Genomic DNA, 24,134 nt, shown 5'->3' on the forward strand with positions numbered 1-24,134 from the left:
CTCGTGTTACTTGATGCGGGCGAGAACCCGGTCGAAGGCGGCCAGGAACTGGTCTGCGTTCTCTCGGGTGAAGACGAGCGGCGGGCGGATCTTGAGCACGTTATGCGTCTTCGAGCAGGCCGAGATCAGCACACGTTCCTCCCGCAGACCGTTGACGATGGCCGACGTCGCGGCCGCATCCGGCGTCTTGGCGGCGCGGTCAGACACGATCTCGACCCCGAGGAACAGCCCCGCGCCCCGCGCGTCTCCGATGCAAGGATGGGCCTCCGCCCGAGCGCGGATCCCGTCCTGAAGATAGGCGCCGATCTCGCGCGCGTTCTCGGTCAGCCCCTCGCCTTCGATCACGTCGAGCACGGCGGTCGCGGCGGCGATCGCGACCGCGTTGCCCCCGAAAGTGTTGAAATACCGCGCCTTGCGCCCGAATTCCTCGACCAGCTCTGGGCGCACGGCAACGCCCGCGACCGGGTAGCCATTGCCCATCGGCTTGCCCATGGTGACGAGGTCGGGGACCACGTCATGACGCTGGAAGCCCCAGAGCGCATCGCCGGTCCGTCCGAAGCCCGACTGCACTTCGTCGGCGATGTAGACAGCACCAGCCGCGTGTGCCGCGTCGACCGCCCCCTTGAGGAAACCGCGCGGCCCGTCGAAGACCCCATCGCTGGCGAATATACCGTCGCAGATGAAGAGTGCGGGCTTGATGCCGTGCCGCTTCAGATCGGCGAAGGCGGCCTCGACGGCGGTGGCAAAATTCGCCGCCATGTCCTCGCCCTGACGATAGGCATCCGGCGCGGGCACGGTACGCACATGCGGACCGAGATCGACATTCGCGCCGAGCGAGGGGGAAAACTCGGACACCGACTGGGTGATGCCGTGATAGGCCGTCTCCGTCACGACGATCCCGAGCCCCCCGGTATAGGCCTGCGCGATGCGCACGGCGAGGTCGTTGGCATCGGACCCGGTGCAGGTGAACATCATGTGCCCGATCTCGTCCGGCATCGTGTTCAGAAGCCGTTCGGCATAATCGAGGATACTGCCGTGGATATAGCGGGTGTTGGTCGCGAGGACGCCGGCCTGAGTCGCGATCGCCTCGACCACCTTGGGATGACAATGGCCGATGGAGGTCACGTTGTTATAGGCATCGAGATAAGCGTTATCTTCTTGATCGAAGAGCCAGGCCCCCTCGCCGCGCACGAGATGCAACGGCTTGTCGTAGAAAAGGCGATACGCCGGGCCAAGCAGCGCCTTGCGCCGCTCGATCATCTCGCGCGTTTCAGGGTCGAGATCCGTGGCACCTTCTTGGAAGGCATTGACCATGCCGGTGTCAATATTCATGCGTTCACTCCATATCGCACGCGCTGAGCAAAGCCCGGGTCACGTCCTGGGTGGGAAGGGTCGCGAAACGGGCCATCGCCGTGCGGGCAGGTCCGTTGTTGCGCAGGATGTAGGCAGCGTTTTCGGGGTAGCGCGCTGCACGCCAGTTGGTGATCGTGATCGAAGCTACGAGGCGCGCCACCGTCAGATCGCGTAGCAGCTCCACCTCCTCGCGCTCGAGCGGCAGGACGGCGTGATAGGAGGCCACGAGACGTGCGATTGCGTCGAGCGGATCGTCTTCGCTCGCCAGATAGGAGGCGGCGACGGCCACATCGATGGCGAGATAAGTGTTCACCATGTCGCCGAAATCGAGAATGCCGGTGATCCGGTCCTGCTCGCTCGCATCCACGAGGATGTTGTGGTGGTTCATGTCGTTATGGATCACCTGACGGCGCAGACCGCCGAGCGCAGGGGCAACCTGCGCCTCGAAATGATCGAGCTCGCGCCGCACCGCATCCGCCACCGCATCCTCGCCGAGGCTCTCGGTCAGTGGGCGCAGGCGCGGGAGATGCTGGATGTCCCACAGCAGTTCATGGCGCGCACCCGGATGGTCGAACCCTTCGAGCGCCCGGCCCAGCCGCGCCGTCATCGCGCCGATCCCGGACTGCATCCGCGCCGTCATCGGCACGTGATGCAGCGGCGTGCCGTCAAGCCAGGACAGAACCCGCACCACGCTGGTGCGCCCCGACGGCAGCTTTAGCCGCTGCGTGAACGCACCGTCGAGCGCAGCCACCGCGCGCGGAAGTGGAAGCTCGGGATCGACCCGGGCAACCCAGCGCAGCGCCGCGGTCTGGAACTCCGTGTTGAGCGGGTCCTCGACCGCATTCGAGATCTTCAGGATGTAGTCCTGCCCAGTCCCGGTCACGATGCGGAAATTCTGGTCTCGCTCGCAGGCGATTTCGATCGCTGAGCCGTCGATCCCCCAGTGATCGCGCAAAAGATCCTGCGCCTGATCGGGCGTCAGCCGCGGCGGCGCGCTGGCCAACAGCCCAGCCAGAAGGGTGTCTTGGTCGACCGCAGAGCCGTCTGTCATCATCGCTTCAGGCATTTTCCAGGATCTCGGGTTTGGTTTTTGCATCGATTTCGGCCCGCAGCGCCGCTGCGCCGTCGCGGTCCACACGGCGGAAACGCAGGGTCTCGTTCGGCTTGGCCTGCGCCAGCTTCCAGAAGGCGGCGCTCGCGATGGTGAAGGGGTTGATGAAGCCGCCGGTGCTCGGCGCGTCATTGACGAGGATGATCGGCGTCTGACCGGCAAGGTTCACAGCCCCCATCGGATAGCCGTGGTCGATGATGTTCGACGGGTCCTGCCCGTGATCCGGGGATTTGTTCAAAGCCTTGTCGGAAAACCCGAAATCCGGGCCGGTCAGGCGAATGCCGGTGCGACTGCTCTTTGTCTGAATCTGCCAGTCGGTCGAAAAGAACATCTCGATCGTCGCCTCGTCGAGCCAGTCGTCATTCGGCCCGCACAGCGCCTCGACCTCCCAAACGCGGTCGGTGCCGATCACCGGGCGCGCGGATTCGGGCAGAACGTAGAGGGCGCTCGTCTCCGAGACGCCGACCGGCAGCGTCTGACCCGCGATGAGGGCATGACCGCCGACGCCCGCCTGATGGAACACGGCGCGCGAACCCAGAACCGGCTCGGTCGCGATCCCGCCGGACACCGCGAGATAGGCCCGCGCGCCGGTCTTGGCGAAGCCCATGGTCAGCGTCTGGCCCGCCGAGACCGCGACGGTCGCGTACATCGGGATCGGCGCGCCATCGAGCGCGGGCGACATGTCCGCGCCGGTGACGGCGATCAGCATGTCGGCATCGAAGGTCAGGGTCGGCCCCATGAACTGGCACTCCAGCGCAGCAGTGTCGCGGTCATTACCGACAAGGATATTGGCCTGGCGGAACGACCAGGCGTCGAAGGGCCCCGAGAGCGGGAACCCCTGCTCCAGAAAGCCCTCGCGCCCCGGAAGCTCCTGCACGCAGGTCTGAAGACCCGGTTTCACCGTGGTGATGGTGCGGCTCATTTGGAGGCCTCCTCTTGCGCCTTGGCCCAGTCGAGATAGCGGTCGACCGAGAAGACCTGGTAATCGACGATGTCGTGACGGAACGTCCCCTCGGCGACGCGCGCTTCGATCTCGCTGTATTCATCGCGTTCGACGGGCTTGAACCGAACCCGGTCGCCAGCCCGGAACAGCGCGAGACTGTCCCTGAAGTCGGGAAGCCGCTGCGCCCCGTCATAGGTCGGCGCCGGCGTATGGCCGATAAGCTGATAGCCGCCCGGCGTCGCGTCCGGATAGATACAGGTTAACGCACCACCAAGACCGACCGCCCCTTTCGGGGTATGGGTGCGCGGCGGATTGTATTTCGGCGCGATGATCCGCGCAGTGGGATTGAGGGCGAGCAACGAGCACAGACCGGGCCAGAAGCCGAGCGCCGCAACCCAGTATTCGGTCGAGGCGTGACGGCGGCGCAGCGCGGCACGATCCGGCAACCCGTTCAACTCGCAGATCAACTCGGGATCGGGCGTCTTCTCGGGATAGTCCTTGCGGTAGTCTTCGACGCAGGCTTCCGTCTTCTCATCGAAATAGAGCACAGGAATGGTGATCAGCCGACTTGCGAGCGATCCCGTCACCCCGCGCCCCATCTCGGCATAAAGCGCTTCGATCTCGTGGCACAGGTCTTCGTAGGAGATACGGTCGGGATCGTAGTTCACCTGGAACGAGGCCAGCTCGGGGATCAGATCGACAAGGCCCGCGATTTGCGCCTCTCGCACAGCAGCGACAAGTCGGTGAACGATGAAGTTGATGGTGAAATCCATCCCGTCACCCAGCTCGACCTCGATCGCGCGATCTCCTCCGGGATAGAATCGCAGAGCTTCGTGAAGCATTCGACCTGTTCTCCTCTCGGCTATTTTTCGACGCATCCGCGCGACTTTGCCGCTGGATCTTCCTCAGTTGGAGTATATGATATATCAATTAGCGTCAACGGCCTTTACCCGTCGACACAAAGTAAGATACCAAGTTGGGAAGCGGACCACGCGCAGCGAAAGGCATTCGAGTGAAGAAGATTGAGCACCAGTCATTGAGCGACCAAGCGTATCACGCGATCCGGGACGGGATGCAGGAGGGCCTTTTTATCCCGATGGAGCCGCTGGTCATCCGCACGCTCGCGGCGAACTACGGAATCTCTGCCACCCCGATCCGCGAAGCGCTTCAACGGCTCGTCGCCGAGCGCCTTTTGACGGTGCTGCCGAATCGGTCGATCGTGGTGCCCCGCATGACCCAGAGACGATTTCGCGAGCTCATGCCAATCCGCGCAGCGCTTGAAGGAATGGCGGCGGAACTGGCCGTCGATAAGTTCACCGAGGACGAGATCGCACAGCTCTCGGAGCTGACCGCGCGAGTGGAAGAGGTCGCGAAACGCCATGATTCCGCGGGCTATCTGACCCTCAACCGCGAATTCCACTTCACCGTCTACCGCCGCGCGAACAATCCAGAACTCCTCCTTCTTATCAATGACTTATGGCTAAAGGTTGGCCCCGTTTTTACCGGCCTTTTCGACGATGAGCACTTCAAACACCACGCCAATGACGAACACCGCAATATCCTCGCAGCGATCGAGCGGCGCGACGCGGAAGCAGCGGGTCGGTTCATGCGGCAGGACATCGACATTGCCGCGAAAGCATTGCTTCCGCTGATGCCGCTGACCGAGGGGGCCTGAACGCGACCCCGGCCAGAACCCAAGTAGACACCCACCGGGGCGGCATCTTGCCGCCCTTATTTTTTTTTGCGCAGCAGGCCCTGCGCAAAATGCCCCGGCAGCACCCGGCGACCAAACCGCGCCTCACCCGCCTCGCTGCCGACATCCGTGCCCTGCCCAAAAAAACAGCCACCCGCCCAGATTCGCTCTCGTCACGCGATTTTCGCTTGCGACGCAAAGAGGCGCCATACGTTTTCGGCCCCGACCTGCTTCCCCTTGGGAAAGATTAACTTGACACAAGGTGGTGATATCGTCGTTATAGGATACATGATATATCATTTGGAGGCGAAGATGGTGACGATCAATTGCGATATGGGCGAGTCTTACGGGATTTACGCGTTCGGCGACGACGCGGCCTGCATGCCCTTCGTCACCCATGCCAACATCGCCTGCGGCTTTCACGCCTCCGATCCCGTGGTCATGTGCGACACCCTGCGCAAGGCGAAGGCCGCCGGCATCAATGTCGGCTCCCACCCCGGCCTGCCCGACCGTGAGGGCTTCGGGCGGCGGCGGATGCAGATGCGGCGCGACGAGATCTACGCGCTCATCATGTACCAGACGGGCGCGCTGCAAGCGCTGGCAGCGGCCGAAGGGCTCACGCTCTCGCACATCAAGCCGCATGGCGCGCTCTTCGGCATGGCTCAGAACGAGATGCACGTGGCGGAAGGGGTTGCGGATGCGGCCGAAGCGCTCGGCCTGCCGGTGATCGCCTATTCCGACTGCTGCATGTCGGAGGTGTTCACCCGCCGCGGAATCCCTTTCAGCTGCGAGTTCTATGCTGATCTCGACTATGGTGACGACGGACGCCAGATCATTTCGCGCGAGCATGAGAGCGTGCCGCCTGAGGCCGTCGCCGAGAAGGTCCGCCGCGCCGTGCTCGAAGGCATGACCACCGCCGTGAGCGGCAAGGACGTGTCGGTCGTCGCCGAAAGCATCTGCGTCCATTCCGACACCCCGAACGCGATCGCCGTCGCGAAGGCCGTTCATCAGGTTCTTATGGATGAGGCGAGGCTGACCACCGCATGACCGCCGTGCGCATCATATCGGGCAATTCGCTTCAGGCAGAGCTGACGGACGATCTCGCGCCGGTTTTGCGCGCGATTGCGGCCAAGCTCGGGCCCGACGGGCGCGCGGCGCTCTACACATTGGGCGCGCGCGTGCGACGCGCCACCACCGGCACGGAAATCGCCCGTCATTTCTGCGCGGACGGAACGAGCGAGGTGCTTCTGCGGGAAGCGCTGGTGTCGGCGGACCGCGATCTGGGCGACGGCACCGCGCGCATGGCCGTGATGACCGGCGCCGCGCTGGCGACCGGACGTCGGTCCGTCGCCGCGGGTGTGCATCCTTCGCGCCTTATCCGCTCTGTCGATGCGTTGCGCCCCGAGATTACGCGCCATTTCGAGGCCGTCACGGAAGACGTCGATGATAACGAAGGCATCCTCGCCGCTGCAGCCCTTCCCCCCGACGCGACGGATGCCCTGCACCGCGCGCTCGAACTCGCAGGGTCCGAGGGTCATGTCGAGCTGAGCGACCAGCCGGAACCCGGACTGCGCCTCGATCATGTCGAAGGTTTTTCCGCCGATATGGAGCCGCTCCTGTCGGGGGTGCTGACGCATATGGATGCGGTCCACGTTCTGGTGGTCAACGACATCCTGACCGATTTCAAACGCCTCGCCCCCGTGATCGAAGGTTTCGCGCAGAGCGGCAAGTCGCTGCTGATCGCGGCGCGGGGGCTCGAGGGCGCCGCCAAGCAGCTTCTGGAGCGCAACCGGCAGGCCGGCGTTCTGCGCGTGGCCGCGATCACGCCGCGCGACAAGGGCCCGCGCGCCGCCGAAATCCTGCGGGACCTCGCGGTCGCGACCGGCGCGGCCCTCGTGGATGACGAGACCGGCCAGACACTCGACACACTCACGCCCGAGCATCTCGGTGCGGCAGAGGCGTTCCGGCGCAGCGGAGATCACGTGACCTTCTCCGCCCCCGCCGGCGACGCCGCGGCCATCGCGCTGCGGCTTCAAGACATCGCCCACGAAATCGAACGCAACCGCTATCTCGCACTCGACCGCGAACATGCTCAACGGCGCTACGCCCGCCTCTCGGGACGCTGGGTCGAGCTTTTCATCGGTCCGCACAGGACCGAACCCGATTTGCGCGCACGGATGGCACGTGCGCTTGCTTCGGTGCGCTCGGCGCGAACTGGCGGCACCCTGACAGGTGGAGGCGTCGGCCTTACCGAAATCGCCGCGCGCCTCGATGCCGAACGTCCGTCCGACCCTACCGATCGCGCCGCCCGAGCCCTTGTTGGCGAGGCTCTGCGCGCGACCGGACGCGCCTTGCGACGCAACGCCGGACTGGAGCCCCTCGACGGCGTCCTTCCTGCCGACTCTGTGCGGGACCCGGCCCGGCTTTCGCGCGACGTGCTCGACCTCGCGCTGTCGCTCGCATTGCGCATTCTGACACTTGAGACGGCCGTGCTGCGCACGCCCCATCACTCTCACTAATCGACTGACTTGAGGACATGAAATGAAGGATATGCACAGCGAACCCATGCTCGAGGTCAGCAATGTCGTCCACAAGTACGGCAGGGTCACCGCGCTGTCCGATGTGTCGCTGTCAGCGGCGAAGGGCGAATTCCTGACGATCCTCGGCTCCAGCGGCTCGGGCAAGACGACGATGCTGCGCGTGATCTCCGGGCTGGAAACTCCCTATTCGGTCGACCGTCTGCGCATCGGGGGCGAAGATGTCGTGGGGCTGCCCGCAGCCAAGCGCAACTGCACCACGGTGTTCCAGAACTACGCGCTGTTCCCGCATATGAACGTGATCGAGAACGTGGCCTACGGCCTGCGCATCCGCGGCCGTACGGCCCAGGACTCGACCGCCGAGGCGAAGCGTGCGCTCGAGATGGTGCAACTCGGGGCCAAGGCCGACCGCTCCATCGGGCAACTCTCCGGCGGGGAACGCCAACGTGTGGCACTTGCGCGCGCGGTCGTCACCCGTCCCGCGATCCTGCTCCTCGACGAGCCGCTCGGCGCGCTGGACGAGCGCCTTCGTCAGGACATGCAGCTGGAGCTCATGGAGCTTCAGCGCAAACTCGGGATGACCTTCATCTACATCACGCACTCCCAGGAAGAAGCGCTGACCATGAGCGACCGCGTCGTTCTGATGAAGCACGGCCGGATCGAGCAAAGCGGCGCGCCGCTCGACCTGTTCGACCGCCCGGTGACGCGGTTCGCTGCGGATTTCATGGGCTACGAGAACATTCTCGACGGCAAGCTTCTGCGCAAGGACGGCGAGATCGGCGAGGTGGAACTGGTCGGCGGTGCAGTCGTGCGCGGCACTCTCGCCACCTCTGACATTCAGCCGGGCGGCGCCATCAACCTTGCCATCCGGGCCGAACGGATCGGACCGGTCGCAGCCGACGAGGACGGGCTCGATGCCACCCTGTCCAACCGCGTCTATCGCGGGAAATACACCGACATGATGGTCGAGACGAAAGCGGGCACGCTGCGTCTGCGGTCCTGGCACGGTGCGCCCAACGAGAAAGGCGCCATCTCGCGGGTCGGCTGGAAGCTATCGGACGCCGTGATTTTCCCCGAACACAAGGGCTGATCGCGTCGATCGGTCCACCTTCGGGAAAACTGGCTTACGCAGCCGCTCGAGACGGCGCGAAGCCCCAACAGGAGAAGGAAAAAATGAAGGACAAGTTCTCTACGTTCGATCAGATCGAACTGACCCGGCGCAACATGCTTCGCGGCATGGGCGCGGTTGCTGGCACGGCAGCCCTCGCGGCTACCGGTCTCGCACCCCGTGGGGCGATGGCACAGGATATGCCCGTCGTGCGGGCTTACGGCGTTCCGACCGCCGCGCTCAAGGATTGGTCGCCGCTCGAAGCCAGCCTTGGCATCAAGTGCGAACTCAACGGCACCTCGAACGATGTCGGCGTTTTCATGCGCGACATCATGGCGTCGAACCTCGGTGACAGCACCGACATCTACATCTTCGAGAGCGGCACCGAAGACATTCTCGGCCCGCGCGGCATGTATGCCAAGATCGAGACGGACCACCCCGAACTCACCCTGTGGGAGCGCACGTCGGATGCTTGGAAACGCTCGCCTGTCGTCACCGACGAAGAGGGCAACCAGTGGGGCGTTCCGGTCATCGGCAACGCCGACAGCTTCGGCTATGTGCCCGAGGCCATCGGCGTCGATCCCGCAAGCGAGGAAGAACTCTCGTGGTCGCTGATGTTCGAAGACGAAGCCACCCGCGGCCGCGTCGCCTACGGGCAGGGCTGGAGCTACTCGATGCCCTCCGCCGCGCTCTACCTGAAGGAAACCGGCAAAGCCGACATTAAGAATGTCTCGGATATGACCGCCGAAGAAGCGGCGGTGGTCGCGGACTTCCTCATCGAGCGCAAGAAAGCGGGTCAGTTCCGCACGCTCTACGGTGCCTTCGAGGAGCAGATCCAGCTTCTGACCAACAAGGAAGTCGACGTGATCAACTGCTGGGAACCGGCAGTGCGTGAAGCCAACAACGTGCTGGGCGAGAACGCGACGCGTTACGCCTACACCGTCGAGGGCTACTTCAAATGGGGCCACGGCGCCTATGTCGCCGCCCCCGCGATGGAACGCGACAATGTCGACAACATCTACAAGATGCTGAACTACTTCCTCGGCGGCGAATACCGTGCGCTTCAGGCCCGCGATCGCGGCTATGCCGGCCCGAACATGGACCTCGGCGTGGCCTATGCCGAAGAGAACGGCTGGAGCGACGCGGAAATCGAAGCCCTGCGCGCCACCGAAGCCAAGGTGAACCGCAAGTTCGAGAAGCCCTTCACCTCGACCACGACGCCGCAGGACGCGTCCGACATCGAGGAGCAGTGGCAGCGGTTCCTCAACGCCTGATCCCTTCGCGTCCTCCGCGCCTGCGGGGGACGCTACCCGGCCTCGCCAAAGGGCCGAACACCACAGGAAGATAGATGACCATGAACGCCGAATTGGATGCGCCCATGACGCAGACCAGACCGAAGGACAAAGGCCGCAAGCCCGCTATGAGAATCCCCGTCGCAACCGTGGCGCTATGGGTGATCTGCGCGGCCTGGACCGTGCTGGTGATCGTTCCGCTCCTCATCCTGTTCGTCTACAGCTTCTTTTCGACCGAGTATTTCCAGACGATCTACGAGCCGAGCCTCGAGACGTGGAAGGGCCTCTTCGCCTCGGGGCGCTGGGAGGTCACGCTACGCACGCTGCGCATCGCGCTGACCGTGACGCTGATCGAGCTCGCCATCGGCTTCCCCTTCGCGCTCTGGCTTGCTAAGGGAGCGCGCAGCCAGATGGCCCGTGCCGTGTTCCTCGCGCTGCTGACCATTCCGTTCTTCCTCGACCTGTCGTCGCGCACGATCGTCTGGCGCGCGATCCTCGGTCAGAACGGCCTGATCAACACCGTCCTCATGTCGACCGGGATCACCGATGCGCCGCTCGACTGGCTGCTCTACTCGGAATTCTCGGTGCATTTCGGGATGATCCCGGCCCTGTTCCCCCCGATGGTCCTGCCGATCTACATGGCCATCATCCTCATCGACGACACCCTGATCGAAGCCTCCAACGACCTCGGGGCGACCCCGGCACAGACCCTTTGGAAGGTGATCGTGCCCCTTTCCCTGCCCGGCGTGATGGCGGGCTTCGTCTTCACGCTCGGACCGGCGCTGGCCGCATGGGTCGAGCCGGGAATGCTGGGCGGCGGCTTCGTGAACCTGCTGTCGAGCTCGATCGAGAGCGCCTACACCGCCCTGCGCTATCCCGTCGTCGCCGCCCTCTCCGCATTCGTGATCGGCCTCCTGCTGCTGATCCTCGCGGTGATGGCTCTCATCCTGCGCCACCTCGGCGGCGCGAGACTCGCGCTGCGCCGATGACCACGGGCAAAAGGAAAGACCAATGACCGACATGACCGCCACGACAGGCCCCGCTTCGCTCGAAACCAGCTACAACCCGAATTGGAAGCGGCTCGGCAAATGGATGGGCATCGCGATGCTCGCGCTGATCTACTTCCCGCTGCTTTGGCTCGTCTTGCTGTCGATCTCGAGCGACCCGCTCTCCGGCATCCCCGGCGCCTTCTCGCTGCGCCACTATCAGGCACTGTTCGCGAGCAGCGACTGGCACATGCCCTTCGTGTCCAGCATCGTGATTGGCCTGATCGTCGGATTGGTTAGCGCAGTCACCGCCACAGTGATCGGGCGCGAAGTACCGCGCATGGCCAGCCCCGGCCCGATGCTCCTCGTCTTCGTCCTGCCGCTCTTCGTGCCCGGCATGTCGATGGGCGCTGCCCTCTTCATCTTCAGCCAGTCCGTGCTCGGTCTCGATCTGGGCTTCTGGTCGATCGCCGTGGGGCACTATGTCTGGGCCCTACCCTTCGCACTCCTGATCGTGCTCGTCGTGACACTGCGCTTCGACCATACCCTGATCGAGGCGGGACGCGACCTCGGGGCGAGCGACTGGCGCGTCTTCAAGGACATCGAGTTTCCGATCCTCATGCCGGGCATCGTCAGTGCGGGCCTCTTCGGCTTCCTGATGTCCTTCAACGAGGTCATGCGGACGATCTTCCTGCGCGGCACATCAGAGACCATGCCGGTCTGGAACTGGGTGCAGGCGGCAGCCCAGCAAAGTCAGGTGCCGATCATCTTCGCCCTGTCCTCTCTCGTGCTGCTGGTGACACTTCCGCTTCTCAGCGCGATGTTCTGGCTGCTGTTCGTGCGGTTGAACCGGACCTGAACTTCCAGTCGCCCGCGATTATCTCCCAACTGAGGCGGCGCTGGACGCGGTTCGCAAGCATTGCATCCGCTCTCCCTGACACACCTGTTTCGCGCGCCGGGAGCGTATTAGGGTACTGTGCGCCAAGATAGAGTGTTGGCCACCATTCCCTTTCGGCCTCTGGAAGACCTCAGCCACCTTCTAAGCGGAGCGGTGCAGACTGCCCATCTGAGAGCCATGTCTGCGGCGCAGTATCGCCCAAACCCGTTGATCAAAGGCACGCGGATCACTTGCCGATCTGTGCTTGGCAGGCTTAGCGACGGCGATACCTTGGATGATCTCTGTGAAGAGCATCCCTCGATCCCAAGAGAAGCATTCGAGGGCGTTGCTACCTATGCCCGCACCCACCCCGTGGGGAATCCTCCGAAGGCAGACCTGGACGACGATGAGCCAGAAGTGTGCCCGACAGAGTTACAGATCTGCTCCTTTTCGGTAATGGCAAATTCGCGAACCGGATTTGGCCTCTTTCACTAACCAACACCCCGTGAGCCAGCGTTTCACGACTGAGAACACAAGTGAGGGCACCTACAATGCTTCGGAGGGAAGGCAGCAGGAGCCTCCTTCAGAAACGTAGCCCAAGCAGTAGGTAGCTGCGACAGGGCGAATTGGCCGGTTTGAGGCCGACAGCATCTCCAGTGAGCTGTGCCTCCGCGGCAATGGTGACCAAGCGATCTTGATTTCAGGCGTTCTCGGAATTGGCACGAAAAATGATCTCGGAATCGGAGCCGCCGAGTTTCCCAGTTTCAAAAATTTGCTAAGAATATGGGCTGGTTTTTCTTTCCATCAAAACAGGAAAAGCTAAGGTCGACTCGGAAAGAATTCGCTTCGTAAGATACCGACTTAAAACGCAAAGTTACGCGAAATTTGCGCAAACCTATGCGCAAAAGACCCGCAAAGCTTTGCTTGAAGCTCGCCAGAATCTACAAACGAATTCAGCGTACAGCCCGCAACATTGCGCGCCGCCCCACAGGCCCTGTGGCCACGCAGAAGTCGAACCGCGCGAGAATACCCTGTTTCCGGAAAGATCTTTGCAATTTTGTCCAGTTGTCGGCCCTCCTTCACGGAGTTGGATATCGCACAGCTATGTGGGAGGAAGTAGGCATAACAAAAAGCATTGGCCTACGGATTTTTCATGACACGCATTCTCCTTCTCGTTGCGACTTTTTCCGGCCTGCTGGCGGGACCGGCAGCGGCCGAAAAGCAAATCTACAAGGTCACGCTGGGCCACCGATCCCTGGGCATGCTGCAATTCGAGGGGCAAGGCAGTAATGCGAAACTGCTGCTCTCGCTCGACAACACGCCGTTCGGCTTGGACGACGGAACCTTCGAGGCGGTGACGCAGGCCAAAGGTCATGAGGTCGATTACCTCGGGACGAGCCGGGGCAGCGAAACGCGCGATATCGCGATTGTCCGCGAGGCGGACACCGTGACGGCCGTTAAGATTACACCGCGCTCTGAGATGACCGAGATGACGGACGCCGGAAAAGTCCCCGCCGGTGTGATCTCCCCGACGGAATTCTTCGCAAAGCTGGCAAACGGTGAAACCTGTCCTTCGCCGATGGCCATGTATGATGGTCGTCGCGTGGTGCAGATGGCGACGACGGCGATGAAGCAAAACGACGACACCGTGATCTGCGACCTATCCTATCGCGTTGTCTTGGGCCCCGGATATGTCTGGCCGTTTTACTTCAAGTCGTTCGATGTGCATGCCGCCTATGACGCACGCAAGCTTGCTACATTCAGCATGAGTGGCGGCGGGTTCACGGTGAGGCTGACCCGGCAGTAGCCGCACGTCCCAGCACGTTCAGGGTGCGGCCACCTGGATCCTCAGTGAGCGGTCCGGCGATGCGGGAGCGACGCCTGACACGGGACTGCGCTCATCGCGCACCGAGGGAACCGCGCTCGCGTGCGAGACCGAGCATCGCAAACACTGCCAGTCCGCTGAACAAGGTGCTCATCACCACGGCCTCGTGCCAGCCCGCGAAGAAGCGCTCGCCATCGCGTCCGGCAATCAGGATCGAGATCAAGGCGATCCCGAGGGCGGAGCCGAGGTAGCGCGCGGTATTGTTGGCGGCCGACCCCATCGCGGCGCGCTCGGGCGGGACGGATTGCACCGCCTCATGCCCCAGCGCGGCGTTCAGGATACCGTTCGAGACCCCGGCAATCAGCAGCCCCGGCACGAGGATCGCCCAACTCGCCGCAGGCGTCGCGAGCAGCATCAGGGCCTGCCCGACCGCGCAGCCGACGATCCCGCCGATCACGCGCTGGCGCGAGCTCCAGCGCCCGGGCAAGCGATGCGCGTTGAGCGCAGCGATCGCGGTCAAAGCCGACCATGCGAGGAGAACGAAAGCGGCCGTAAGTGGCGTCTGCCCCATACCGCGCACCAGCACGGTTGGCACCAGAGACATCAGCGCGAGCACGCCCGCGCCCGAGGCGAAAGCCGCGAGTGTTGCGCCGGTGAAGGGCGCATGGGCAAAGAGATCGAGCCGCAGGATCGGGTTCGGAGCCCGGCGTTCGGTGCGCAAAAAGAGAGCCAGAAAGGCCAGCGCGCCCAATGCGAGCAAGCCCACCACGCCGAAAGCTCCCAACCGCAACTCGGTGAGCGCCGAGAGCAGGCAGCCGAGGCCGAGCATCAGAAGCAGGCCGCCCGTGAGGTCGACCCTATGCGGGCTGCGCGGGCTCTCGGGCAGGCGGGCCGAGGCGCTCAGCGCAAGGATGGTCGCGGCAAGCGCGATCGCCCAATGCCCTGCGGGCCATCCGCCAATCGGCAGCAGCGCCGCGGCGAGGATCGGCCCCAGCGCCACGCCCGCGCCAAGGCCCGCGGCCCAGATCGCGGCGGCACGGCGGCGTGGCTCGCCCTCGTAGATCTGGCCCAGAAGCCCAAGACCACAGGCCATGATCCCGGCGCTGCCGAGTCCCTGCACGACACGCGCGACGATCAGGAACAGACCGGTCGGCGCGAGTGCAGCGGCAACAGAAGCGAGCGCGGTAAGCCACAGCCCGCCCACGAAGGTTCGCCTCCGCCCCAGCGTATCGCCGAAGGCCCCGGCGATCAGAAGCCCGCAGGCCGCCCCCAATGGCATCCCCGACATGATCCACGCCTGCTGCGCGGGGCCGAGCCCGAGCGCGGCGGTCATCGCCTCGAGCGTGGTCAGCGGCAGGGTGAAAACAACGAGGGACAGGAGTGTCGCAAGCGCCACGATGGCGAGCGGGGCTTTGGGGGTAACGGGCATTTCAGCTTTCCTTGGTCACGCGATGCCGAAGCCAGACGAGACCGCTCTCCAGCGTCTCGGTCTGACCCAGTTCCAGCGACTTGGTCGGGCCGGCGATCAGCCCCACCTGGGTGGTCGGGTTTGACAGTTAGGGCATGACTGGCCCTGGTCCATCGGGACAAGGGATTCCGGGGCCGGTGGACGTTAACCCAAAGCACAATGCTGTCTTTGGTGTCGTCGTGCCACCGGCGCGACGGTCCACTTCAGTGGGGGGAACGGAACAGTATGCGGACCGGAAGAGCGACCAGCACACCGCTTTGCATATCGACGGATCTCAGAGTGTGAAGGCGGTGCGGAACGCCTCGAGTGCCGCCTCCTCATCGCCCTGCGCGAAGGCCTCCATGGCGACCGGACCGCGATAGCCCATCTGCTGCAGCGCTTTCGCCACACCGGCATAGTTGATCTCACCCGTGCCCGGCTCGAAGCGCCCCGGATTGTCGGCCACCTGAACCTCGCCGATCCAGGGCAGGCTCGCCTTGCACCAGCGGATCAGATCCCCTTCGCCGATCTGCGTATGATAGAGGTCGAGATTGATCCGCAGCTGCGGGCGATCGACGGTCGAGACCAGCGCCAGCACATCCGCGGTAGAGCCGAAAGGACAGCCCGGATGATCGATCGGGTTGAGGTTCTCGAGCGTGAAGACCACCCCCTCTTCCTCGGCCAGATCGCAAATCCGGTTCAGCGTATCGCAGGCCCGCTGGAACATGCCCGGTGCGAAGCTGCCATGCTGCGGGATCGGGATACCGCCGTCGCCAAGACCCGTGCCATGCAGGTTGAGCCGGTCCACGCCGAGCCGCTTGCCGACCGCCGCGGTCTCACGCGCCGAGCGCAGCAGCATTTCCGCCCCCTCTGGGTCACTCAGCCGCCCCTCCAGATAGCCGTTCATGATCGTGTAATTCGCCCCCACCGCCTCGAGCTTATCGAGGTCGTGATCCGGCCAGTTCCACAACCCCACGCCGAAGCCCATCTCGGTCAGCCGCGCTGCGCGCCATTCGATCGGTCGGTCGCGCCAGAGCATCTCAGCGCAGGCCGCCAGTTGAAACGGTTGTTCCATCATCTTCTCCACCCGGATGCCCTCAGGCATCCCGATCCATGATCCACTGCACAGCCGGATCCGCCTGGAACCGCCAGTTGCGGCGCGGCCCGGCCATCACGTTGAGGTAATACATCTCGAACCCGTAGGGCACCCCGCAGGGATGATGCCCGCGCGGGACCAGCACCACGTCGCCATCCGAGACCGCCATCGTCTCGTCGAGCGTGCCGTCCTCGGTATAGACCCGCTGAATGCCGAAGCCCTGCGCCGGGTTCAGGCGGTGGTAATAGGTCTCTTCGAGATAGGTGATGCGCGGGAAGTCATCCTCGTCGTGACGGTGGCTCGGATAGGACGACCAATGCCCCGCAGGCGTGAACACCTCGGTCACCAGAAGGCTGTCGCAGTAATCCTCCCCCTCCATCGCGATATTGTTGATATAGCGCGTATTGGTGCCGGTGCCGCGCTCGGTCAGGCTGATCCCGTCGGGACCGATACGGCGCGCCTCATGCCCGCCTTTGCCCGGCGCGAGGCAGACCGCGATCGTGCAATCCGTCTCTGCAACGGCCTCCCAGTCCTGATCGTTGGGCACATAGAGGCAATGCGGAGGCGTCTTTTCGAAGACGTCCATCCGCTCGCCCAACACGCCCCAATCCTGCCCGGCGGCCCTGATCGTGGACTTACCCTCGACCATCACGAGGATCGCCTCGCGGTCACCCGTCGCCTCCGCCGCGCTCTCGCCCGCGCGCAGCCGGTAAAGCGAGAAGCCGACATAGCGCCAGTCCGCCGATTGCGGGGTGATCTCGTGCACCTTGCCGTGGGTCCCAAAGGGTTTGCGCAACAGATCGGTCATTTGTCTTCTCTCGGATTGAAGGTCACGAAAAGACGATAGGCGGCATATCCGCCCATCGCGAGGAACAGGATTGCGAAGCCCGGATCACCGGCGACGAGTTCGAACAGCCCCCAACCGAGGGCCACCCCCACCACCAGCAGCCGCTTCCACAGCGGGCGGAACCAGGGCGTGTCGAAATCGAGGAAACGATCGCGGGCCATGCGCTCAGGCCCGTTCAGTGGCGATCAGCCCCGCCTCGACGGCGGCTGACTTGAGGGTCTTGAGCCCCAAGGACTGATACTCAAACGGGTTGCGCTGATCGGGATCCTGCTCGGCCTCGATCACGATCCAGCCATCATAGCCCGCCTCTTTCAGAATCCGCAGGAGCGGTCCGAACTCCACGCCGCCCTCGGGGTCGCCGGGCACGGTGAAGACACCTGCGCGCACCCCGTCCATGAAGGACATGCCGGTGTCGCGTACCTGCCGCATCACCTCGGGGCGAACGTTCTTGGCGTGGAAATGGCGCACGCGGTCGACATATTTGCGCAGCATCGGCGCGGGATCGACGCCGTCGCCGCCGAAATAGCAATGCCCCGCATCGAACAGCAGCTTCGTCGCAGGCCCGGTCGCCGCCATGAACGCGTCGATCTCGACAGGCGTCTCGACGACGGTGCCCATGTGGTGGTGATAGACGAGATCGATGCCCTGCCCGGCCGTGAACGCCGCCAGTTCCTCGACCTTGGCGCAGAATTCGGCCATCTCGGCCGCGCTCAGCACCGCTTTTTCGGACAAAGGCACATCTAGCCCCTGCACCGAATTCGACGTTTCACAGGCAATACAGACGGTGCAGCCATTATGCTTTAGCTTGTCGAGATGCGGCTGGATCGCCGCCTTCTCAGCTTCCACTGATTGGGCCAGAAGGTTGAGCGAATACCAGCCCGAAACGAAATCCAGCCCATAGCCGCGCAGCAGTTGCTTGAGCGCCTCGGGGTCGTCCTGCGGCCAGCGATGGCCGTTCTCGATCCCCTCGAAACCGATCTCGGCGGCTTCGTGCAAGATCTGCTCGGTCGGGATATGCGCGCCGAGGCTCTGGTCGTCATCATTCGCCCAGGCGATCGGGTTCGTGCCGAAACGGATCATCTCTTTCCTCCTCAATTCACCAGCCGCGCGTTTGCGATCTGGGTCAGGTATTCTTCGAAGCGATCGCGCTGCTTCTGGCGGTCCGAGACCTCGGGCACCGCCACGTCCCAGAAGAAACCGTGTTCGCCCGCCGTGGTCTCCAGCCCGGTTCCGGGGAAGTCCTTGGCCACGGTGTCGATCACGATCACCGTCGGGATGTCGCGCTCCCGCGCGGCTTTCACTTCCGCTTCCAGTTGGTCGGTATTGGCCGCCTTCACCGCATGCGCGCCCATTGCCGCGGCATGCGCGACGTAGTCGATCTCCGGCTGCACCTCGACATTGCAATCGACATACATGTTGTTGAAAGGCTCGCCGCCGCAGCCCATCGTCTGCAACCGGTTGATACAGCCATAGCCGCGGTTGTCGGTCAGGATCACCGTGAAGGGCACGCGGCGCATCACCGCCGTCGCGAGCTCTGAATTCGCCATCATGTAGGAACCATCGCCCACGAAGCAGAGCACGTCACGCTCGGGCCGCGCGAGCTTGAGACCCATCGCGCCCGCTACCTCGTAGCCCATGCAGGAATAGCCGTATTCCATGTGATAGCCGCCCTGAGAGGGCTTCCACAGCAGCTTCAGCGCGCCGGGCATCGTGCCCGCCGCACACATCGCGACCGCGTCGTCACCCGTGGCCCGCTGCACCGCGCCGATCACCTGGCCGTCCGTGGGCAGCGCTGCCTGATCCTCGGGACGCGCGCAATAGGCGTCGACCGCGCGCAGCCAGTCTTCACGTGCCGCCGCGTCGGGCGCCGCGGCCTGATAATCGCCAAGTGCGGCGCTCAGCATCTCCAGCGCGACCTTGGCATCTGCCACGAGGCTCTCCGCCCCGTGCTTGGCCGCGTCATAGCCGTGGATATTGATGCTCACCAGCTGCGCCCCGGCCCCGAACAGCGTCCGCGAGCCGGTGGTGAAGTCCTGGAACCGCGTGCCGACCCCGATCACCAGATCGGCGTTTTGCGAGGCGGCATTGGCCGCCGCCGATCCATCGACGCCCGAGGCCCCGAAACTCATCGGATGGCTCTGCGCGAGGCTCGACTTGCCCGCCTGCGTCTCCGCCACCGGAATCCGGTGCTTCGACGCGAACTCGGCCAGAGTGTCCTCGGCTTGGCTATAGACCACACCGCCGCCTGCGATGATCACCGGGTTCTCGGCCGCCTTCACCATCTCCGCGACCCGCGCCAGTTCCCCCGCATCGGGAGCGGGACGGCGAATGCGCCACACGCGGGGCGCGAAGAACTCGACCGGGTAATCATAGGCCTCGGCCTGCGTGTCCTGACAGAAGGCCAGAACGGCGGGGCCGCAATTGGCCGGGTCGGTCATCACCCGCAGCGCCCGCGGCAGCGCGGACAGGATATGCTCAGGCCGCGAGATCCGGTCGTAATAGCGCGAGACCGGGCGGAAGCAGTCATTGGCGCTGACCGTGCCATCGTCGAAATCCTCGACCTGCTGCAGCACCGGATCGGGACGGCGCGTGGCGAACACGTCACCCGCCACGATCAGCACCGGCAGCCGGTTCACATGCGCCAGCGCCGCCGCCGTCACGAGGTTGGTCGAGCCCGGCCCGATGCTTGATGTCACCGCATGCGCCCGCGTGCGCTTGCGGCCCTTGGCATAGGCGATCGCCGCATGGCCCATCGTCTGCTCGTTCTGCCCGCGCCAGGTCGGGAAGACGTCCTTGTAGGCATGCAGCGCCTCGCCGATCCCGGCCACGTTGCCATGCCCGAAGATCGCCCACATCCCTTCGATGAACCGCTCGCCATCCTCGGTCATCTGCACCGAGAGCCACTTCACCATCGCCTGCGCGGCGGTCAGCCGGATCGTCTCGCTCATCTCTCTCTTCCTCTCTGGGGCCACTTCCTCTTGGCCCAAATATCCCGGGGGGCTCCCGTAAGGGAGCGGGGGCAGCGCCCCCTCTCCATTTGGGTCTGCGCGCCTGCGCGCGCGGGGGCAGAGCCCCCTCCCCGTCTCAAACCTCAAGCCGCCTTGGCCGCCTTCGCCCGCGCTGCGTCCCAGATCCCGCAGAGCCGCGTGTAGCGCCGCGCCATCTCGGCCACGGCCTCGGCATCAGTCAGCTCACCGGCCATCCAGGCCCGCGCCACGTCGCCAAAGATTGTCCGGCCCACCGCGAAGCCCTTGACCAAATCGAACCCGGCCGCGACCTCGAAGCTGGCGGCCAGTTCCGCCTCGGGCGCATCCAAGCCCAGCACCACGATCCCGCGGGTGTGCTTGTCGTATTCCTCGATGGCGGCCACGGCCTTGGCCCATCCGGCCGCGTCCGCCATCGGTTCCAGCTTCCACCAATCAGGGTAGACGCCGATCTCGTAGAATTGCCGGATCAGGGTCGCGGTGGTGTCGGCATCGACCGGCCCCACCTTGGACGGAATGACCTCGAGCAGGAATTCCAGCCCGTTCCTGCGCGCCGCGGCAAAGAGGCGCTTCACCGTCGCCTCCTGATTTGCCCGCGTCTCGGCATCGTCGTCGGGGTGGCAGAAGCACAGGACCTTCACCACCTCCTCGCGCGCCCATTGGGTCAGACCGCCGCAATCGGGGCCCAGTTCCGGCTCCAGTTCCAGCGGGCGCGAGCCCGGCCATTCGCAGGGCCGCCCGATCCAGAGGCCCGAGCCGGAGGCCGCATGCAGCGCCGCGCGCCCGATCCGGTCATCGCACAGAATACCATAGCCCGGCCGCCCGTCCTGCACCTCGGTTGCAGCCGACAGGCACAGCTCCTTGAACGCCCCGCCCTTCTCGCGCGTGTAGCCCGGCATCTCTTCGAGCTGCATCCGGTGATCGAAGGCGAAGACCCGGTAATCCGGCCAATCGGGCAGCGAGCGCGTGTGGCGGTTGGTCGACCAGTGGATCTGCTCCAGCTCCGCATCGTTGCGCAGATCGGGTTGCTTCACGCCGCGCTTGAGGAAGAACTCCAGTTCGGTCAGCGAGGGATAAGCCGGCGTGCAGCCATGGCGCGAGACCGCAAACGCCCCGCAGGCATTGGCGTATTCGAGCGCCTTCGGCCAGCTCTCGCCATCGAGCCAGCCCTTCATCAGCCCCGAGAAGAACCCGTCGCCTGCGCCCAGCACGTTGAACACCTCGATCGGGAAGCCCGGACCGGTCTGGCCGTCATCGAGGCTGTCGGGAATGTCGCCCTCGAAGGCCACCGCGCCGGCGGCCCCGCGTTTGCACACGAGCGTGGCATCGGAGACTTTGCGCACCGCGCGCAGCGCTTCGATCGTGGAGGTGCTGCCGCCCGCGATGTGGAATTCCTCTTCCGTGCCTACGATCAGGTCGAAATGGTGCAGCGTGGCCATCAGCTTGGCCGTGACCTCGGCGCTCTCGACGAAGCGGCTCTCGCCCTCACCATGGCCCGCCACGCCCCAGAGGTTCGGGCGGTAGTCGATGTCGAGCGCGGTCTTGGCCCCATGCTTGCGGGCCAGTTCCAGAGCCTTCAGCACTGCCGCCCGCGTGCGCGGATGCGACAGGTGCGTGCCGGTCGCGAGCACGCTCCGCGTCCGCGCGATCAGCGCCTCGTCGATATCTTCCTCGCTCAGCGCCATATCCGCGCAGTTCTCGCGGTAGAAGATCAGCGGGAACTGCTCTTCATCGCGAATGCCGAGGATCACCAGCGCGGTCAGCCGCTCCGGGTCGGTCGCAACCCCGGTCACATCGACGCCCTCGCGCAGCAACTGCTCGCGAATGAAGCGGCCCATATGCTCGTCGCCGACCCGCGTGATCAGCCCCGACTTCAACCCCAGCCGCGCCGTCCCGCAGGCGATGTTCGTCGGAGACCCGCCGATATACTTCTCGAACGAGCCCATATCCTCCAAACGCCCGCCAATCTGCGCCCCATACAAATCAACGCCGGCCCGGCCAATCGTGATCACGTCGAGGTTTTTCATGCCATGTCTCCGATCCGGATCGGGGCACCGTTCGAGCGCGCCATCGCGTGGATCACCGTCTCAATCTCCAGACCCGCGGCGAAATCGGGGCCCCGATTGGGTTCGCCCGCGATGGCTGCGCAGAGGTCGCGCGCCTCGATCACTTTCTGTTCGTTGAAGCCGAAATTATGCCCCGGCGCGGGGCAGAAGGCGGCGAAATCGGGCTGATCGGGGCCGGTCAGGTGACGGGTGAAGCCCGCCTCTCCGGCGCGATGCAGCCACAGCTCGTTCATGTTCTCCTGATCGAAGACCAAGGTGCCGTCCGAGCCATGGATCTCCCATTGCAGGCGGCATTTACGCCCGCGCGCCACCCGCGACGTGGCGAAGGAGCCCTGCGCGCCGCTCGCGAACCGGATTAGAGCCAACGCGCTGTCCTCGTTCTCGACCGGCTTGGGGCCTTCGGAGGAGGTGCGCTCGGGGATCGCGATCTGCGTCATCGCGGTCAGTTCCTCCACCGGCCCCATCAGCGCCACCATCTGCGACACGAGGTGGCAGCCCAGATCGCCCAAAGCGCCCAGACCGCCAGCCTCGCGCGTCATCCGCCATGACCACGGGAGGCGCGGGTCGGCGGAATAGTCTTCGTCATAGACGCCCCGGAAGGCGCGCGGCGTGCCGATCGCACCGTCCGAAATCAGCTTGCGCGCCATCTGAAAGGCGGGCGACCGAAGGTAGTTGTAGCCGAGGATCGTGACCCGCCCGGGATGCTCCGCTGCGAGCCCGGCCATCGCCCGCGCATCCTCGAGCGTCAGCGCCATCGGCTTTTCCAGCCAGACATGTTTGCCCGCACGCAGAGCAGCCTCGGCCATCGGGCGGTGCAACCCGTTGGGCGCGGTGATCGAGACCACATCGACCGCCGGATCGGCACAGGTCGCCTGCCAATCGTCGCTGCCACGTGCGAAGCCGAACTGCGTGGCAAAGGCGCGGGCCTTGTCCGCCGGCGTGTCGCAGAGAATCTCCAACCGGGGATGCGCTCCGCCGAAGACGGTCGCGAGGTTGCGCCACGCCATGGCGTGACATTTGCCCATGAAGCCGGTCCCGATCAGGGCCACGCCAAGCGGAGTTTCGGGCATCGGAAGCGCCATGTCACCCTCAGTTCCTGTCGTCATTGCAGTCCGTGGCAGGGGCACGTCGCGCCCCTGCCCGCGTGTCAGATCGTGCCGCCGAGCGAGCCTTCGAGCTGCGCCATCTCCTGACCACCGGCCATCAGGTCCTGCAGCTCGTTCGGAGTGATCTCGCCCCGCGTCGCGGTGCCCAGCGTCTTGCCGCGATTGAGCACGGTGAAGCGATCGCCCACCGCCATCGCGTGGCGCACGTTATGGCTGATGAAGACCACACCCACGCCCTGCTTGCGCACCTTGTCGATCGTGGCGAGCACGTTCGAGGTCTGGCGCACGCCAAGTGCCGAGGTCGGCTCGTCGAGGATCAGAACTTTCGCGCCGAAATAGACCGCGCGCGCGATGGCGACGGTCTGGCGCTCGCCCCCCGAAAGGGTGCCGACCGCCTGATCGGGACCGCGGAGGTTGATGCCCATGTTGCGCATCTCCTCGACACAGACCTCGTTGGCCCGCGCCACGTCGAAGCGCTTGAACGGGCCCGCCCCTTTCGTGGGCTCGCGCCCCATGAAGAAATTGCGCGTCACGCTCATCAACGGGATCATCGCGAGGTCCTGAAACACCGTGGCGATCCCGGCCTCCATCGCATCGCGCGGGCTCGAGAAGTTCATCGGCTTGTCCTCGAACAGGATCTCGCCCTCGGTCGGTTTGTGCACGCCCGACATCGTCTTGATGAAGGTCGATTTGCCCGCGCCGTTATCGCCGAGAAGGCAGTGGCACTCGCCGGGGCGGATATCGAAGCTGACACCGGCCAGTGCGATCACGTTGCCGAAGTGCTTCTTGATGCCGCGCATCTCGAGGATGGGCTTGGCATCGGCGGCGACGGCGCCGTGGTGGAATGCGGTCTCAATTTCCAT

Annotated in this window: 21 protein-coding genes; 8 read left to right on the forward strand and 13 right to left on the reverse strand. The window is 64.6% G+C overall.

Translation table 11 applies throughout. From position 1 onward, the window contains the following. Window positions 1-6: 6 nt before the first annotated feature. The 4 genes from BMI88_RS14095 to BMI88_RS14110 are packed head-to-tail and all read right to left on the reverse strand — an operon-like array spanning window position 7 to window position 4,249. On the reverse strand, window positions 7-1,332 hold the full coding sequence (locus BMI88_RS14095; protein ID WP_078549614.1) for an aminotransferase class III-fold pyridoxal phosphate-dependent enzyme: 1,326 nt from the start codon (window positions 1,330-1,332) through the stop codon (window positions 7-9). Between the two features lie 4 nt (window positions 1,333-1,336). Next, on the reverse strand, window positions 1,337-2,419 hold the full coding sequence (locus tag BMI88_RS14100; protein WP_168173988.1) for a phosphotransferase: 1,083 nt from the start codon (window positions 2,417-2,419) through the stop codon (window positions 1,337-1,339). Next, window positions 2,412-3,386 (reverse strand): biotin-dependent carboxyltransferase family protein, encoded by a 975-nt coding sequence (locus tag BMI88_RS14105; protein WP_078549618.1) that lies wholly within the window; start codon window positions 3,384-3,386, stop codon window positions 2,412-2,414. Before BMI88_RS14105 ends, BMI88_RS14100 begins: the two co-directional genes overlap by 8 nt. Further along, complete coding sequence (locus BMI88_RS14110; protein ID WP_168173989.1) at window positions 3,383-4,249, reverse strand: allophanate hydrolase subunit 1; 867 nt, start codon at window positions 4,247-4,249, stop codon at window positions 3,383-3,385. Before BMI88_RS14110 ends, BMI88_RS14105 begins: the two co-directional genes overlap by 4 nt. A 170-nt stretch (window positions 4,250-4,419) precedes the next feature. Here BMI88_RS14110 and BMI88_RS14115 point away from each other — a divergent pair, with 170 nt between their 5' ends. From BMI88_RS14115 to BMI88_RS14155, 8 genes are all read left to right on the forward strand, one after another. Further along, complete coding sequence (locus tag BMI88_RS14115) at window positions 4,420-5,082, forward strand: GntR family transcriptional regulator (protein ID WP_146673571.1); 663 nt, start codon at window positions 4,420-4,422, stop codon at window positions 5,080-5,082. A 306-nt stretch (window positions 5,083-5,388) separates the two neighbouring features. Next, the gene (gene pxpA, locus BMI88_RS14120) at window positions 5,389-6,147 is read left to right on the forward strand and encodes a 5-oxoprolinase subunit PxpA (protein WP_246831886.1); all 759 of its coding nucleotides are present in this window, start codon (window positions 5,389-5,391) and stop codon (window positions 6,145-6,147) included. Next, the gene (locus tag BMI88_RS14125; protein WP_078549626.1) at window positions 6,144-7,619 is read left to right on the forward strand and encodes a TCP-1/cpn60 chaperonin family protein; all 1,476 of its coding nucleotides are present in this window, start codon (window positions 6,144-6,146) and stop codon (window positions 7,617-7,619) included. The genes pxpA and BMI88_RS14125 overlap by 4 nt, the downstream gene beginning before the upstream one ends. Before the next feature lie 22 nt (window positions 7,620-7,641). Further along, window positions 7,642-8,727, forward strand: coding sequence for an ABC transporter ATP-binding protein (locus BMI88_RS14130; protein WP_078542421.1), 1,086 nt, complete (start codon window positions 7,642-7,644; stop codon window positions 8,725-8,727). A gap of 83 nt (window positions 8,728-8,810) precedes the next feature. Beyond that, window positions 8,811-10,019: a hypothetical protein gene (locus BMI88_RS14135; RefSeq protein WP_078549628.1), complete on the forward strand. Its 1,209-nt coding sequence runs from the start codon at window positions 8,811-8,813 to the stop codon at window positions 10,017-10,019. Window positions 10,020-10,123: 104 nt separating this feature from the next. After that, on the forward strand, window positions 10,124-11,026 hold the full coding sequence (locus BMI88_RS14140) for an ABC transporter permease (protein ID WP_158522149.1): 903 nt from the start codon (window positions 10,124-10,126) through the stop codon (window positions 11,024-11,026). A gap of 22 nt (window positions 11,027-11,048) precedes the next feature. Next, entirely contained in the window at window positions 11,049-11,882 is an 834-nt protein-coding gene (locus tag BMI88_RS14145; protein ID WP_078549632.1) for an ABC transporter permease subunit, read from the forward strand. Between the two features lie 1,171 nt (window positions 11,883-13,053). Continuing rightward, complete coding sequence (locus BMI88_RS14155) at window positions 13,054-13,707, forward strand: hypothetical protein (RefSeq protein ID WP_146673572.1); 654 nt, start codon at window positions 13,054-13,056, stop codon at window positions 13,705-13,707. A 91-nt stretch (window positions 13,708-13,798) separates the two neighbouring features. Here the strand turns inward: BMI88_RS14155 and BMI88_RS14160 are convergent, their stop codons facing one another. The 9 genes from BMI88_RS14160 to BMI88_RS14200 all read right to left on the reverse strand — a co-directional run bounded on the left by BMI88_RS14160 (window position 13,799) and on the right by BMI88_RS14200 (window position 24,134). Then, a complete protein-coding gene (locus BMI88_RS14160; RefSeq protein ID WP_078549639.1) occupies window positions 13,799-15,154 on the reverse strand; it encodes an MFS transporter in 1,356 nt (451 codons plus the stop codon). 313 nt (window positions 15,155-15,467) lie between these two features. Continuing rightward, the gene (locus tag BMI88_RS14165) at window positions 15,468-16,247 is read right to left on the reverse strand and encodes a TIM barrel protein (protein ID WP_078549641.1); all 780 of its coding nucleotides are present in this window, start codon (window positions 16,245-16,247) and stop codon (window positions 15,468-15,470) included. A 22-nt stretch (window positions 16,248-16,269) separates the two neighbouring features. Then, window positions 16,270-17,076 (reverse strand): 5-deoxy-glucuronate isomerase, encoded by an 807-nt coding sequence (gene iolB, locus BMI88_RS14170; RefSeq protein WP_078549643.1) that lies wholly within the window; start codon window positions 17,074-17,076, stop codon window positions 16,270-16,272. Then, window positions 17,073-17,276, reverse strand: a complete 204-nt coding sequence (locus BMI88_RS14175; protein ID WP_078549645.1) for a hypothetical protein — start codon at window positions 17,274-17,276, stop codon at window positions 17,073-17,075. The genes iolB and BMI88_RS14175 overlap by 4 nt, the downstream gene beginning before the upstream one ends. Before the next feature lie 4 nt (window positions 17,277-17,280). Continuing rightward, entirely contained in the window at window positions 17,281-18,195 is a 915-nt protein-coding gene (gene iolE, locus BMI88_RS14180; protein ID WP_078549647.1) for a myo-inosose-2 dehydratase, read from the reverse strand. Window positions 18,196-18,206: 11 nt separating this feature from the next. Then, window positions 18,207-20,063, reverse strand: a complete 1,857-nt coding sequence (gene iolD / locus BMI88_RS14185) for a 3D-(3,5/4)-trihydroxycyclohexane-1,2-dione acylhydrolase (decyclizing) (RefSeq protein WP_078549649.1) — start codon at window positions 20,061-20,063, stop codon at window positions 18,207-18,209. Window positions 20,064-20,206: 143 nt separating this feature from the next. Then, window positions 20,207-22,126, reverse strand: a complete 1,920-nt coding sequence (gene iolC / locus BMI88_RS14190; RefSeq protein ID WP_078549651.1) for a 5-dehydro-2-deoxygluconokinase — start codon at window positions 22,124-22,126, stop codon at window positions 20,207-20,209. After that, window positions 22,123-23,247, reverse strand: coding sequence for a Gfo/Idh/MocA family oxidoreductase (locus tag BMI88_RS14195; RefSeq protein ID WP_078549653.1), 1,125 nt, complete (start codon window positions 23,245-23,247; stop codon window positions 22,123-22,125). The genes iolC and BMI88_RS14195 overlap by 4 nt, the downstream gene beginning before the upstream one ends. 65 nt (window positions 23,248-23,312) lie before the next feature. Continuing rightward, a complete protein-coding gene (locus tag BMI88_RS14200) occupies window positions 23,313-24,134 on the reverse strand; it encodes an ATP-binding cassette domain-containing protein (protein ID WP_078549655.1) in 822 nt (273 codons plus the stop codon).

It is taken from the genome of Thioclava sp. F36-6, assembly GCF_002020305.1.
Taxonomy (GTDB): domain Bacteria; phylum Pseudomonadota; class Alphaproteobacteria; order Rhodobacterales; family Rhodobacteraceae; genus Thioclava; species Thioclava sediminum.

What these genes read in the sequence shown, in the direction of transcription:
- BMI88_RS14095 (WP_078549614.1), bottom strand. Translation starts at nt 1,332, where the DNA reads ATGAATATTGACACCGGCATGGTCAATGCCTTCCAAGAAGGTGCCACG.
- BMI88_RS14100 (WP_168173988.1), bottom strand. Translation starts at nt 2,419, where the DNA reads ATGCCTGAAGCGATGATGACAGACGGCTCTGCGGTCGACCAAGACACC.
- BMI88_RS14105 (WP_078549618.1), bottom strand. Translation starts at nt 3,386, where the DNA reads ATGAGCCGCACCATCACCACGGTGAAACCGGGTCTTCAGACCTGCGTG.
- BMI88_RS14110 (WP_168173989.1), bottom strand. Translation starts at nt 4,249, where the DNA reads ATGCTTCACGAAGCTCTGCGATTCTATCCCGGAGGAGATCGCGCGATC.
- pxpA (WP_246831886.1), top strand. Translation starts at nt 5,389, where the DNA reads ATGATATATCATTTGGAGGCGAAGATGGTGACGATCAATTGCGATATG.
- BMI88_RS14125 (WP_078549626.1), top strand. Translation starts at nt 6,144, where the DNA reads ATGACCGCCGTGCGCATCATATCGGGCAATTCGCTTCAGGCAGAGCTG.
- BMI88_RS14130 (WP_078542421.1), top strand. Translation starts at nt 7,642, where the DNA reads ATGAAGGATATGCACAGCGAACCCATGCTCGAGGTCAGCAATGTCGTC.
- BMI88_RS14135 (WP_078549628.1), top strand. Translation starts at nt 8,811, where the DNA reads ATGAAGGACAAGTTCTCTACGTTCGATCAGATCGAACTGACCCGGCGC.
- BMI88_RS14140 (WP_158522149.1), top strand. Translation starts at nt 10,124, where the DNA reads ATGACGCAGACCAGACCGAAGGACAAAGGCCGCAAGCCCGCTATGAGA.
- BMI88_RS14145 (WP_078549632.1), top strand. Translation starts at nt 11,049, where the DNA reads ATGACCGACATGACCGCCACGACAGGCCCCGCTTCGCTCGAAACCAGC.
- BMI88_RS14155 (WP_146673572.1), top strand. Translation starts at nt 13,054, where the DNA reads ATGACACGCATTCTCCTTCTCGTTGCGACTTTTTCCGGCCTGCTGGCG.
- BMI88_RS14160 (WP_078549639.1), bottom strand. Translation starts at nt 15,154, where the DNA reads ATGCCCGTTACCCCCAAAGCCCCGCTCGCCATCGTGGCGCTTGCGACA.
- BMI88_RS14165 (WP_078549641.1), bottom strand. Translation starts at nt 16,247, where the DNA reads ATGGAACAACCGTTTCAACTGGCGGCCTGCGCTGAGATGCTCTGGCGC.
- iolB (WP_078549643.1), bottom strand. Translation starts at nt 17,076, where the DNA reads ATGACCGATCTGTTGCGCAAACCCTTTGGGACCCACGGCAAGGTGCAC.
- BMI88_RS14175 (WP_078549645.1), bottom strand. Translation starts at nt 17,276, where the DNA reads ATGGCCCGCGATCGTTTCCTCGATTTCGACACGCCCTGGTTCCGCCCG.
- iolE (WP_078549647.1), bottom strand. Translation starts at nt 18,195, where the DNA reads ATGATCCGTTTCGGCACGAACCCGATCGCCTGGGCGAATGATGACGAC.
- iolD (WP_078549649.1), bottom strand. Translation starts at nt 20,063, where the DNA reads ATGAGCGAGACGATCCGGCTGACCGCCGCGCAGGCGATGGTGAAGTGG.
- iolC (WP_078549651.1), bottom strand. Translation starts at nt 22,126, where the DNA reads ATGAAAAACCTCGACGTGATCACGATTGGCCGGGCCGGCGTTGATTTG.
- BMI88_RS14195 (WP_078549653.1), bottom strand. Translation starts at nt 23,247, where the DNA reads ATGGCGCTTCCGATGCCCGAAACTCCGCTTGGCGTGGCCCTGATCGGG.
- BMI88_RS14200 (WP_078549655.1), bottom strand. Translation starts at nt 24,134, where the DNA reads ATGGAAATTGAGACCGCATTCCACCACGGCGCCGTCGCCGCCGATGCC.